11 protein-coding genes are annotated in these 12200 nt (G+C 46.8%); 7 read left to right on the top strand and 4 right to left on the bottom strand.

Features of this window, described 5'->3' with window-relative positions; all coding sequences use genetic code 11:
• Positions 1-60 precede the first annotated feature (60 nt).
• The 7 genes from AC6I8U_RS10795 to arnF all read left to right on the top strand — a co-directional run bounded on the left by AC6I8U_RS10795 (position 61) and on the right by arnF (position 7894).
• Entirely contained in the window at positions 61-1221 is a 1161-nt protein-coding gene (locus AC6I8U_RS10795) for an aminotransferase class I/II-fold pyridoxal phosphate-dependent enzyme (RefSeq protein ID WP_498016856.1), read from the top strand.
• A 3-nt stretch (positions 1222-1224) separates the two neighbouring features.
• Positions 1225-2223, top strand: a complete 999-nt coding sequence (gene arnC, locus AC6I8U_RS10790; protein ID WP_234494081.1) for an undecaprenyl-phosphate 4-deoxy-4-formamido-L-arabinose transferase — start codon at positions 1225-1227, stop codon at positions 2221-2223.
• Between the two features lie 24 nt (positions 2224-2247).
• Positions 2248-4230, top strand: a complete 1983-nt coding sequence (gene arnA, locus AC6I8U_RS10785) for a bifunctional UDP-4-amino-4-deoxy-L-arabinose formyltransferase/UDP-glucuronic acid oxidase ArnA (RefSeq protein WP_234494080.1) — start codon at positions 2248-2250, stop codon at positions 4228-4230.
• Positions 4230-5144 carry a 4-deoxy-4-formamido-L-arabinose-phosphoundecaprenol deformylase gene (gene arnD / locus AC6I8U_RS10780; protein ID WP_498016855.1) on the top strand — a complete coding sequence of 305 codons (915 nt, stop codon included), beginning with the start codon at positions 4230-4232 and terminating at the stop codon, positions 5142-5144. The genes arnA and arnD overlap by 1 nt, the downstream gene beginning before the upstream one ends.
• Before the next feature lie 325 nt (positions 5145-5469).
• Positions 5470-7122, top strand: coding sequence for a lipid IV(A) 4-amino-4-deoxy-L-arabinosyltransferase (gene arnT, locus AC6I8U_RS10775; protein ID WP_498016854.1), 1653 nt, complete (start codon positions 5470-5472; stop codon positions 7120-7122).
• On the top strand, positions 7122-7469 hold the full coding sequence (locus AC6I8U_RS10770; protein ID WP_042474416.1) for a DMT family transporter: 348 nt from the start codon (positions 7122-7124) through the stop codon (positions 7467-7469). Before arnT ends, AC6I8U_RS10770 begins: the two co-directional genes overlap by 1 nt.
• Positions 7469-7894 carry a 4-amino-4-deoxy-L-arabinose-phosphoundecaprenol flippase subunit ArnF gene (arnF, locus tag AC6I8U_RS10765; protein WP_234494077.1) on the top strand — a complete coding sequence of 142 codons (426 nt, stop codon included), beginning with the start codon at positions 7469-7471 and terminating at the stop codon, positions 7892-7894. Before AC6I8U_RS10770 ends, arnF begins: the two co-directional genes overlap by 1 nt.
• A gap of 36 nt (positions 7895-7930) precedes the next feature.
• Here arnF and AC6I8U_RS10760 read toward each other — a convergent pair whose 3' ends face one another.
• Genes AC6I8U_RS10760 through AC6I8U_RS10745 form a run of 4 tightly spaced genes read right to left on the bottom strand, consistent with a single transcriptional unit; the run spans position 7931 to position 12088 of the window.
• On the bottom strand, positions 7931-9049 hold the full coding sequence (locus tag AC6I8U_RS10760; protein WP_498016853.1) for a glycosyltransferase: 1119 nt from the start codon (positions 9047-9049) through the stop codon (positions 7931-7933).
• Between the two features lie 43 nt (positions 9050-9092).
• Positions 9093-9734, bottom strand: coding sequence for a sugar transferase (locus AC6I8U_RS10755; RefSeq protein ID WP_498016852.1), 642 nt, complete (start codon positions 9732-9734; stop codon positions 9093-9095).
• On the bottom strand, positions 9721-10932 hold the full coding sequence (locus tag AC6I8U_RS10750; protein ID WP_498016851.1) for a glycosyltransferase family 2 protein: 1212 nt from the start codon (positions 10930-10932) through the stop codon (positions 9721-9723). The genes AC6I8U_RS10755 and AC6I8U_RS10750 overlap by 14 nt, the downstream gene beginning before the upstream one ends.
• 31 nt (positions 10933-10963) lie before the next feature.
• On the bottom strand, positions 10964-12088 hold the full coding sequence (locus tag AC6I8U_RS10745) for a glycosyltransferase (protein WP_498016850.1): 1125 nt from the start codon (positions 12086-12088) through the stop codon (positions 10964-10966).
• Positions 12089-12200 lie beyond the last annotated feature (112 nt).

Here is a 12200-nt window from a genome sequence, read left to right as displayed (position 1 = left end):
AGTAAACTTTATTGTCAATTTTTCGTGCTTAACATCACGAACTAACTGTGAGTTTAAAAAATGAGCCAGTCCTTTCTTCCGTTATGTCGACCTGCTGTCGACGAGCAAGACATCCAGTCTGTAGTCGATGTGCTTCGTTCAGGTTGGATAACCACCGGACCCAAAAACGCAGAACTAGAAACCAAAATCTCCCAGCATACAGGTGCACCACATAGTGTCGCGCTCAGCAGTGCGACGGCGGGTATGCACTTGGTCTTGCTAGCTATGGGTATTGGACCTGGCGATGAGGTGATTACACCGTCACTTACGTGGGTGTCGACGGTCAACATGATCACCTTGGTTGGCGCGAAGCCAGTATTTGTTGACGTTGATGCCGATACCTTGATGACGGACGCAGATAAGATTGAGCCCCTAATCAATGCCAAGACTAAGCTGATTATTCCTGTTCATTACGCGGGAGCGGCTCTTGATCTTGATCCAATCTATGCATTGGGTGAGAAGTATGGCATTTCGGTCGTCGAAGACGCTGCTCACGCTTTAGGGACAGAGTATAAAGGGAAGCCAATTGGTGAGCGCGGTACTTGCTTATTCTCAACTCACGCTATCAAGAACGTAACCACAGCCGAGGGTGGTATCCTAACCACACATGATGCTGAATTGGCTGACAAAGTTCGCCGTCTCAAGTTTCATGGCTTGGGTGTTGACGCTTTTGACCGAGAAACGCAAGGTCGAGCGCCACAAGCAGAAGTTGTCGAGCCTGGTTTCAAATACAACATGCCTGATATTTGTGCTGTTTTGGCGCTTGGGCAAATGGATCGTATTGAAGCGATCACGGCAAAGCGTACAGAAATTGCGCTCTCTTATCGTAGCAAACTTGAGTCGATCAAGGGTGTTACGCCGCTAGGTCTGGCCTCACATGATCACAAACACTGTTGGCATCTCATGATCGTCCGTGTTGATCCTGCGGTGGCAGGGCTAACGCGTGATGACTTGATTGCAGCTTTGAAAGAGAAGGGCATCGGCGCCGGTATCCATTTCAAGGCATGCCACACACAAAAATATTACCGCGAAAACTATGCGGAACTATTTGGGGCGATGAACCCAAACCTTCAGAATACAGAACGTAACAGTAATCAAATTTGCTCGTTGCCGCTCTTCCCTGATATGACTCAGGACGACGTAGAGCGTGTAGTGAGTGCCGTGTCAGAGATAATTGGATAAACCATGAAACACAATGAAGCCATTAACTTCGTGTCTATCGTAATACCGGTATACAACGAAGAAAACTGCCTGCAAGAACTGATTGACCGCACGACTAAAGCTGGTGATAGCCTAGGTAAAGACTATGAGCTTATTCTCGTTGATGACGGTAGCCGTGACCGCAGTGCAGAAATCATTGAACAAGCATCATCGAAAGAAGGTAGCCATGTGGTTGGCGTTATCCTTAACCGCAACTATGGTCAGCATAATGCGATTATGGCGGGTTTCGAACAAGTTCGTGGTGACCTCATTATCACTTTAGACGCGGATCTGCAAAACCCACCAGAAGAGATCCCGAATCTAGTCGCTAAAGCTGAAGAAGGGTTCGATTCAGTCGGCACCGTGCGTAAGAATCGCCAAGATAGCGCGCTTCGTCGCTATCCTTCAAAGCTTATCAATAAGCTAGTTAAGCGTTCTACCGGTGTTGAGATGAACGACTACGGTTGTATGCTGCGAGCGTATCGTCGCCATGTTGTTGACGCCATGCTTGAATGTCACGAGCGCAGTACGTTTATCCCTGTTTTGGCAAATGGTTTTTCTCGTCACACAACTGAGATTGACGTTCACCACGATGAGCGCGCGGACGGCGAGTCGAAATATAGCTTTATGAAGCTTATTAGCCTAATGTTTGACTTAATCACCAGTATGACTACGGCGCCGTTGCGTCTATTGAGCATCATCGGTGGCGGTATCGCTGCGGCAGGTATCGCATTTGGTATTATCCTAATGCTGATGCGCATTATATTCGGCTCTGAGTGGGCAGGTGACGGTCTGTTTACTCTATTTGCCATCCTATTTGTATTTGTGGGCGCGCAGTTTGTAGGTCTAGGACTACTAGGCGAGTACATAGGGCGTATTTACTCTGATGTTAGAGCCCGCCCGCGTTTTTACGTGCAAGATGTTTTGGTGGGTGAAGCCACTCAAAAAGCACGTGAGACTGATGAATCAAAGAACAAAGAATAAGATTTATATCCAGAGGAATATTCCATGAAAGTAGTAGTGTTTGCCTACCACAATATCGGTTGTACTGGTGTTCGCAGCTTGCTAGACGCAGGTGTTGAGATCGAAGCAGTATTCACCCATGTTGATGACAGCAACGAGAATGTGTTTTTTGAATCTGTAGCTAAGCTAGCAGCGAAAAACGGTATTCCAGTTTACGCTCCAGAAGACGTAAACCACCCACTATGGGTAGACAAGATCCGCGCAATGAAGCCAGATGCTCTGTTCTCATTCTACTATCGCAACATGATCAGCCAAGAAGTGCTGGATATTGCACCTAAAGGCGGCTTTAACCTTCACGGTTCTCTGCTTCCAACTTACCGCGGTCGCGCTCCAATCAACTGGGCACTAGTAAACGGCGAAACTGAGACTGGTGTAACGCTACACAAAATGGTTCAGAAAGCGGATGCGGGTGATATCGTTGGTCAAGAAAAGATCGCTATCACTGATGAAGATACTGCAGAAACACTGCATAAGCGCATGAACGCGGCTTCAAGCGATCTTCTAAGTAAAGTGCTGCCAACTATCGTTGATGGTTCGTTCACTGCAACGGCTCAAGACGAAAGCAAAGCGACTTACTTCGGTCGTCGCACGCCAGCTGACGGTGAAATTAAGTGGTCAAATGATTCTCGCACCGTATTTAACCTAGTACGTGCTGTGACTGAACCATTCCCAGGTGCATTCACTTTCCTAGGTGAGCGCAAACTTATTATCTGGGGTGCGGAAGCGAGTGATAAAACTTACGACGTGACTCCGGGTACTATCGTTGCTACATCTCCACTAACCATCGCTTGTGCTCAAGGCTCATTGATTGTTAAGTCTGGTGAGGCTGAAAACGGTCTTTACCTAGGTGGCGAGCAGCTAGCTGCAGAACTTCACCTTGTTGAAGGTATGCGTTTCGGTCCTCAAGCAAGTGCACTTATTAACGCTAAGAAGCGTCAAAAGGTACTTATCCTTGGTGCAAACGGCTTCATCGGTACTCACCTAACTAAGCGTCTTCTAGACGACGGTGGTTACGAAGTGTATGCAATGGACATGAACTCGAACCAGATCGAAGAGCACCTAAGCCACCCTGATTTCCACTTCGTTGAAGGTGATATCACTATCCACAACGAGTGGATCGAATACCACGTTAAGAAGTGTGACATCATTCTTCCGCTAGTGGCTATCGCAACGCCTATCGAATACACGCGTAACCCTCTTCGCGTATTTGAGTTGGACTTCGAAGAGAACCTGAAGATCGTTCGTGCATGTGTGAAATACAACAAGCGCATTATCTTCCCGTCAACGTCTGAAGTTTACGGCATGTCTACAGACTCTGAGTTCAATGAAGATACCTCGCCACTGATTGTTGGTCCAATCAACCGTCAGCGCTGGATCTACTCAGTATCTAAGCAACTACTAGACCGTGTGATCTGGGCTTACGGTAAGAAAGACGGTCTTAAGTTTACGCTATTCCGTCCGTTCAACTGGATGGGTCCACGTCTAGACAGCCTAAACTCTGCGCGTATCGGTTCGAGCCGTGCGATCACTCAGCTTATCCTAAACCTAGTTGAAGGTACGCCGATCAAGCTTATCGACGGTGGTGAGCAGAAGCGTTGTTTCACTGACATCTCTGAAGCGATCGAAGCGCTATTCCGCATCATCGAAAACAAAGAAGGTCTGTGTGACGGTCAAATCATCAACATTGGTGCGCCAGAAAACGAAGCAAGTATCAAAGAGCTTGCTGAGACGCTGGTAGAGAAGTTTGAGAACCACCCACTTCGTGATCAGTTCCCTCCATTCGCTGGCTACAACCTAGTTGAGAGTAAAGCGTTCTACGGTGACGGCTATCAAGACGTTCAACACCGTAAACCAAGCATCGCAAACGCGAAGAAGCTGCTTGATTGGGAACCAAAAGTTCACATGAACGATACCATCGAAGAGACACTAGATTTCTTCCTTAAAGGTGCAGTAGCAGAAGAGAAGTAATGGAACAGAATGAAGTCACTAAAGTCGGTCTTCGTATCGATGTAGACACTTTCCGAGGTACCAAGTTAGGTGTACCTAAGCTACTCGAGATTTTCGAGAAGCACGGAGTGAAGGCTTCATTCTTCTTTACTGTTGGACCTGATAACATGGGGCGCCATATTTGGCGCCTTTTGCGTCCTGCATTTTTGAAGAAGATGCTTCGCTCAAAAGCCGCCAGTTTATATGGTTACGATATCCTGATTCGTGGAACGATCTGGCCAGGTCCAGTGATCGGTAAGAAACTGCGCCACATTATCGAGGCGACCGACACGGCAGGTCATGAAATCGGACTTCATGCCTGGGATCATCATAAGTGGCAGATGAAAACGGACACTATGACGGCCGAACAGCTGCGTGGTGAAATCACAAAAGGCTATTCGATGCTTAAGGAGATCACTGGTCGTGATTTACCTTGCAGTGCGGTAGCTGGTTGGCGTTGTACCGATCAAACACTGGTAGAAAAAGACGCATTTCCTTTCAAATATAATAGTGATTGCCGCGGCGATCATATCTTCTCTCCGGGTGAGGGAATGGCTCCGCAAATTCCTGTAACACTTCCAACTTACGATGAGTTAGTCGGTCAAGATGGTGTCGATAACAGTAACTATAACGACGCGATTCTTAAGCTCATCAAGCGTGATGGTCTGAATGTGTATACCATCCATGCAGAGGTGGAAGGTATTGTTTGTGCTGATATGTTTGAAGAATTGATTGTCAGAGCTAAGCAACAAAATATAGAATTCGTGCCGATGATAGATCTGCTTAATGAAGCAGAAACCCCACTTCCTATAGACTCGATTAAAAATATCGAAATGGAAGGGCGAGAAGGGTGGCTAACGCACCAAGCGTCTTTTGTGGAGCGTATGGGGCTTTAGTTATCGGTGAGTTGGGTTAGGTTCGTGCGCGCTGTTTTACCCCCTCTAACTCCCCCTTATCAAGGGGGAGAACCAGACAGGCATAGCCTGTTGATTTTGCTCCTCTGCTTATTAAGGGGAGAACCAGGCAGGCAACGTCTGTGTTTTTCTCCTCTGCTTATTAAGGGGAGAACTAGACAGGCATAGCCTGTGTTTTTGCTCCTCCCCTTGATAAGGGGAGGCTGGGAGGGGTAAAACAGCGCGCGAAGAAATCGCACAACAACGCTATCACGTGCCATCAATCAGAGCCCATGAATGCATGGGCTTTTATTCAACTGGATGAAGAATGCAACAATCACGAATTAACTGGGCGGTATGGGTACCGCTGTTTTTTATTGCACTGTATATACTCCCGCTAGATTTGCGTCCGCTATGGTCGCCAGATGAACTGCGTTACGGTGAGATCTCGCGCGAGATGGTCGAGTCAGGTAACTGGATAGTACCTACATTTAACGACCTTCGTTATTTCGAAAAGCCGATCATGGGCTATTGGTTTAACGCGATAGCACAGGTGCTATTCGGTGACACCAACTTTGCAGTCAGAATCGCCTCTGCACTTGCATCCTTAGGTGGTGCTTTATTCCTTGTCTCCTTGGTTGGTCGAATGACAGATCGTAGACAAGGTTGGCTTACTGCGGGCGTATTCTTGAGCATGTTTATGGTCGCAGCGATCGGTACTTATAGCGTACTTGATGGCATGTTGGCGTTTTGGTTGACAGCTTGTTATGCCGCCTTCTTCTTTGCAACCGAATCGACGACCACCAAACAGCGTTGGCTTTACTATGGCTTAGCGGGCTTTTTCTGTGGTTGTGCGGTTCTCACAAAAGGCTTCTTAGCCTTAGCATTGCCTGTGATAGTCGTTGTACCATACATGATTATGCAGAAGCAGTTCTTAGAGATCCTTCGCTGGGGTTGGTGGGTAATGCTGGTGGCATTTATCACTTGCTTACCTTGGTCTTTAGCGATTCACGCGGCGGAACCAGATTACTGGAATTACTTCTTCTGGGAAGAGCACATCCACCGATTCTCTGCAGAAGACGCTCAACATGCTGCACCGGCTTGGTATTACATCCCATTCCTTTTCTTAGGCACGTTACCTTGGGTTTTCTGGGTACCGTCAGCGCTCGTACAACTTAAGGGTGAGTTTAGTAAGCCACTTATTCGTTATTCGATTTGGTGGGCAGTCATGCCTTTCCTGTTGTTCTCTTATGCGAGCGGTAAATTAGCGACTTACATCCTTCCCTGTATGGCTCCAATCGCGATTTTGCTTACACACGGTATTATCAAAGCCTATAACAGCAAGGCGAAAGGTTTGACGATTGGCTCGTTAATCAATGGTGCCTTTTTTGCTCTCGTAGCAGTGACGCTGATGGTTATGTTCTTTATGGGCAAGCTGCCATTGGATGAGACTGAGTCTTACCGCCCTTGGATTGCACTGTTTATTCTTGGGTTCTGGGCGGCATGTGCATTTTACGCAGCGAAAGCGAGTGCATTTGAGCACAAGTTCATGGCTTACATGGTGTCGCCGCTGGCGCTATTTGCACTGTTCTCAACAGTGGTGCCAAACAGCACGATCGATTCAAAAATGCCAGCTCGCTTTATGGAAGAGCTTGCTCCAAAAGTCACAGACGAGATGGTGTTGATTGCTGATTACCCTGACACGATGTCGGCACTGAATTGGTACTTGAAGCGTACCGACGTATACCTAACTAAGGGTATGGGTGAGGTTGATTACGGTTTGAACTACGATGATGCTAACCATCGCTGGATTCCGTTTGAAAACATTAGTGCGTTTATTAAAGAGAAGCAAAAAACAGCACCAGTACTGCTTCACTTTAGAAACTTGCCACCATTACCAGACGATTTCCCTGTTGCGGATGAACACGTCGATCGTGGTCGCTACCATGCGCTGATCTTCAATCAAGTTTCGGCTGAGTAATGACGGTCCTACTGTACATCATTTCTGTACTTGCTAGCTCGCTTAGCCAATATTGGCAAAAGCGGGCTGCAATGTATTTTGAAGAAAACCCAGAGCTGAGTGCCATTAGCAAACTGTTAAGTTTCCCTATGATCCTAGGCATTGGCTTTTTAGGCACAAGTGCACTGACTTGGCTTGGTGTGCTAACGCAATGGGATGTGTCAGTGGCCTACCCCTTACTCAGCGTTAATTTTGTCATCATGCTATTGGTTTCTAAGTTTGCCTTTGGCGAAGTTATTGTCCCTAAGCAATGGCTAGGTGTGATGATGATTATGGTGGGTGTTGGTATACTGGGAGGCGCCCACTAATGGTGTTGAAAGATATCAAGGCTGGTCTTCCCGTTGCGCTTCTTAGTGTTTGTTTGATTTCAGTTGCTCAACTCGCTATGAAATGGGGGATGGGCAATCTGTCGAAACAGTGGGAGGTCATTGAACCACTCCTCTATACACTGGATGTGACGCCTCTGCTTTCCACGGCATGGCCTGCACTATTGTGTGTTGCCTTGGGGTTAGGCTGCTATGCATTATCCATGGCATGTTGGGTAATGGCATTGAAGCATTTACCATTGGGCGTCGCCTATCCCTTGTTAAGCTTGAGCTATGTTTTGGTGTATGTACTCGCGGTTACCTTGCCTTGGCTAGATGAACCGTTTAGCTTAACTAAATTATCAGGTATAGCGTGTATTCTTGTCGGACTTGCGCTTATATTTACTGCAAAAAAATCCAGCGATTAGGCTGGATTTTTTATTGCTCATTCTTGATTGCAGTTTTCATATGGTGAGTCTCGTCACTAATGAGCGGTACTCTTCGCAAGCTCGTTGAATATCAAACTTTTCTGTAGTGTACGTGCGAGGAGAAGGCGAAACGTGAGAGTTGAGCGCGATCTCTATCTGTTTTAGTAGCGCAAATAGATGTCCTGAAGTCAGGATACTAGTACTTGGGCAAAGCGCATCTCTATTCGTACAACTCTCCATAGCTATCACACGAATGCCACAGGCTTGGGCACGTAAAGCAGATAGCGCATGTATGCCTCCCGAACCAAGCTGGAAGTACAAGTCTAGTGCCTGATAAAAATATGGCTCGTCAATTATGTGCTGGAACTGATGCACTCGTAAGCCGACTCCCAATTTTTCTGATAACACTCTGATGGAACTCGATAAGCCCGCTGAGTTGTTTAGCACAAGATGTACGTTCTCTGGCAGATAATAAAGTGCTCGCATCAAGCTCAGCAGCCCCGGAGAGTCCCCGACATGACAATCGGCGCCAAGCAGTACAACCTCATTGGGTAAGTTGAGCTGCTCTCGTGCGACCAATAGTTCTCCTTTTGAAAAGCTATTGCAATCGATGCCAGGTCTAATGACTTTTGCAGTTACTTTTGGAAATAGGCTCGCTAGGGAGCGTTTTACTGTTGGAGTCGCAGCGATAATATCGGGTCTGGCTGCTTTAAATGCAGCATCTTCAATGCGTGCAAGCCGAGTATATTCTAAGTGTTTCGTGCAGTGCTCTGTGTGCGTTCTATTGCGAACTCCACTAAGTCTTGCCGCAATTCCGCCATAAAGTAGGGGGCCTATATGATGAGTATGAACCACTTGAGGCTTTAGTACTTTTAGTAGTCTATATAGAGCAACGAATAATGAGGGGTGCACGCCAGGCTCTTTACGTAAGAAAAACAGCTGCTGTCGATAGGTTTCTAGCTCTGGCCATAACATAATCGCTTGCTCTATATTGCCCTCCAAGCTGATGATGAAGATCCTCTCATTTGCGTTAGCGTGTTTTAACTGCTCAAGCACTTGAAACTCGATTTCACCACGCACCAAGTGCTGTACGATCAATACTACTCTTCGTGGCTTACCTGGGCTTTCCAGTGGAAGTAAAGGTGTCGTTTTCATCGTTATTCTCCTTGCCAACGTATAGGCGCATTGTCGCCGCTGGTTAGCGTCCTCGCCCGTCAACCATGATCTTAAGTGTTTTCAATACGATATGAACATCGGTTACCAACCATGTCTTAAAAGAAGAAAGCGATAAAGCATAGCTGTGATCAAAACCCACTTTGCTACGCACATCTTCAATACAGGTGTCGTAACCTTGATTGACTTGGGCTAAACCTGTGATTCCAGGTAGTACATCGTAGGTACGCTCAACAAAAAACGGGATGTCGTTTTCAAGCTTCTGATAAAAGTCAGGTCGCTCTGGTCGTGGGCCAATCAACGACATATCGCCGCGCAGTACATTAATGAACTGAGGTAATTCATCTAAGCGAGTCTTACGAAGAAAACGCCCGACAGGAGTAATACGCGGGTCGTTTTCCGTCGCCCAAGTAGCACCAGTTCGAGACTCTGCATCGATGTACATGGTTCTAAACTTAAGGACATGAATGAAGTCCATTTTGGTTGGGCTCCACTTACCAACGCGAAGCTGCTGATAAAATATTGGGCCACGTGATGTTGCCTTAATAGCGATAGCAACAGGCACAAAAAAGATACCAAGGATAATCATGCCGACACTCGCGCCAATGAGATCAAAGATGCGCTTAGAGGTGCGAATGAGTGATTTTTCTAAATTAACCTTTTTCATGATGATTCTCCTGTTGTGGTGTGCGTTTCCAAGCTCCGTTTTCCAACCCAATAAGATAACGAAGACCACCAATTAGGTTTGCGGTATGCCCAACGACTAGATACGTGAGCGCTCGTATTGCGGTAAATGATTGAAGTACTGGTACTAGTACACTAGCTGCAGCAGTAAAATAGATGCTCCCCTGTATCACTAGCAGTCCCAAAAACAGGGTAGAGCTTGTTGCGAGGATTGCTGAGGTTACAAGGCATATCAGCATTAAGTAGGGCGTTAACACTCTGAGTCCCTTGCCTGAGAAGAAGGTTAGTGCTGTTCCTTTGTATTGAGGTGAGAACAGAGGTAGTAAAACAAGAAGTTGTTGCATATTGCCCGCAGAGATACGCAAACGACGTTTGAAATCTTGCGCTGCCTCAGTCGGCTCCATCTCGATGGCATTCATGTTTGGCTCGTAGACTGCTTGGTAGCCTGCACGAACCACGTTCATAGGGATGATGAAATCGTCGTTAATCGTATTAAACGGTAGAGCTTCAAACAGTCCCGTTCTGATGAAATAGAGTGCACCGTGTGCGCCTATGGTAGAGCCCAATGTCGATTCACTGTATTTCAATTGGTTTTGATAGCGCCAATACAGAGACTCGCCCCTTTCTTGCTGATCAAGCAGTTGGTAAGTAGAGTTCACCACGCCGACCTTCGAGTCTTCAAAATGCGTGGCTGCGAGCTTAAGTGCATCGATTGAAATAAGTGCCGAGACATCTGAGATGCAGGTAATAGCGCTATCGACAACGGGTAAAGATTCATTGAGTCGACATATCTTTCCTTTGTTGTCTTTGTGATTAACGATGGTGAACAAGGTGTCACTACAAATCGCTTCCTGTATCGTTGATTCGGCAATCGCGGCAGTGTCATCGGTACTGCCATCATTGATGATCACGACACTGAGCTTGTCTCTGGGGTAGTCAAGTGACGCGCAGTTTCTAATCTTGTCAGCAATCCACTCTGCTTCGTTATAAGCTGGAATGATGATCGTGATGGACGGTAGCTCACTGTTGTCAGTAGTGCGGTACAAAGTAGCACTACAGTCTTCAATCTCAGGAAGTGGGTGACGCTTTGCCCACCATCGCAGAATGAGAGGGTAAATCGCGTGATGATAGACGATTAAGAAAGCGCTCGTCCAAAATAAGCCCATCAATAATACTTGCATATCTGCTCCTTGAGTTGCTGATGCCTTGAATTTAGGCTCTGATAGTCAATTGGCGATATGCTTGACTCATCGCTCGCACATCGTTGTTTGCGACCACGAAATCGCGTGGTGAAAATCGGTGTTTTGTCGCGAGCGCTTGTTCCAACGCTTTGAGAAGGCTGAACACTCGTTTGGACTTTGTTGCAATGCCAGACATAGGGCATAAGGTTTCTTTGGCTGCACCCACATCCGTCACTACCACCGGGATGTTGCAGGCTTGCGCTTCAAGCGGGGAAAGAGGAAAGCCCTCACAGCTTGAAGGCAGGCAAAATAGGTCTAAAGCTTGATAAAAACTTGGCATATCGTTTACAAGACCTAGAAAGTGAACCTTGTGACTGATGCCGAGCTGGTGGCAGAGTTGCTTTAGTTCGTTTTCAAGCGGTCCAGCCCCTGCAATCGCGAGGTGGGTATTATTTGGCAAACGAGATACTGCCTTGATAAGCGTGGTATGCGATTTAACTGGCACTAATCGTCCCGCGGTGCCAATGACGATGGTATCGTTAGGTAGACCCAGAATTCGTCTTGCTGCAGCGCGATTCGAAGGGACAAATCGATTACAGTCGATGCCATTTTTGATGACGGTTGAGTGAGTAAACGGAAACATTTCATTGAGTTGCTTGCTGACTTCGTCCGCATCTGCGACGAGTATCGGGTTTACGACTTTCAGGGCGAGTTTCTCCACCAAACGTCGCTTGTTGTTTTGTAAGTGCCACATATCATGTTCAGTGTGGATACGAGTACGTGCTCGGCTCAGTTTGGCAGCGAGTCCACCGTAGATAAGTGGACCAATGTGGTGAGTATGAACCACGTCAGCGTTGAGTCGGTTTAACTCGTGCTTGATTTGATTGAATAGAGAGAGTTGTAGACCATCAGATTTGCTCAAAAAAACCAGACTGGTTTGATAATGTCTTAAGATAGGCCAGCATTCTAACGCTTGCTGTATATCGCCCTCTAAGCTGATGATGAAGCACGCCTCGTTAGAGGGGGTTTGCTTAAGAAGCTCGATAACCATGGTTTCTAACCCACCTGGCGCTAAGTGCTGAACGATGTGAACTGTCGTTAGCGTCGGCTTTTGAATATCTCCACCTTGTTTAGCCTTTGTGTTATTGGTTTTCATGGTTCTCTCCTTGAGATTCGCTCTTTCTGCTTTTGTCTGTTTGCAGCTTGTATGCCAGGTTTAAAAATCTCAATTTAACAATGGTTTACGATGGTTTTTTTTGGGGTTGTCG

The organism is Vibrio sp. KUL80, assembly GCF_059725495.1.
The sequence above is the reverse complement of the archived record's forward strand: the minus strand, read 5'-3'. Positions and strand labels throughout refer to the sequence as shown.

Coding starts and splice junctions, on each gene's coding strand:
- arnF (WP_234494077.1), top strand. CDS start 7,469: ATGGTGTTGAAAGATATCAAGGCTGGTCTTCCCGTTGCGCTTCTTAGT.
- AC6I8U_RS10770 (WP_042474416.1), top strand. CDS start 7,122: ATGACGGTCCTACTGTACATCATTTCTGTACTTGCTAGCTCGCTTAGC.
- arnD (WP_498016855.1), top strand. CDS start 4,230: ATGGAACAGAATGAAGTCACTAAAGTCGGTCTTCGTATCGATGTAGAC.
- AC6I8U_RS10755 (WP_498016852.1), bottom strand. CDS start 9,734: ATGAAAAAGGTTAATTTAGAAAAATCACTCATTCGCACCTCTAAGCGC.
- AC6I8U_RS10745 (WP_498016850.1), bottom strand. CDS start 12,088: ATGAAAACCAATAACACAAAGGCTAAACAAGGTGGAGATATTCAAAAG.
- AC6I8U_RS10795 (WP_498016856.1), top strand. CDS start 61: ATGAGCCAGTCCTTTCTTCCGTTATGTCGACCTGCTGTCGACGAGCAA.
- AC6I8U_RS10750 (WP_498016851.1), bottom strand. CDS start 10,932: ATGCAAGTATTATTGATGGGCTTATTTTGGACGAGCGCTTTCTTAATC.
- arnT (WP_498016854.1), top strand. CDS start 5,470: ATGCAACAATCACGAATTAACTGGGCGGTATGGGTACCGCTGTTTTTT.
- arnC (WP_234494081.1), top strand. CDS start 1,225: ATGAAACACAATGAAGCCATTAACTTCGTGTCTATCGTAATACCGGTA.
- arnA (WP_234494080.1), top strand. CDS start 2,248: ATGAAAGTAGTAGTGTTTGCCTACCACAATATCGGTTGTACTGGTGTT.
- AC6I8U_RS10760 (WP_498016853.1), bottom strand. CDS start 9,049: ATGAAAACGACACCTTTACTTCCACTGGAAAGCCCAGGTAAGCCACGA.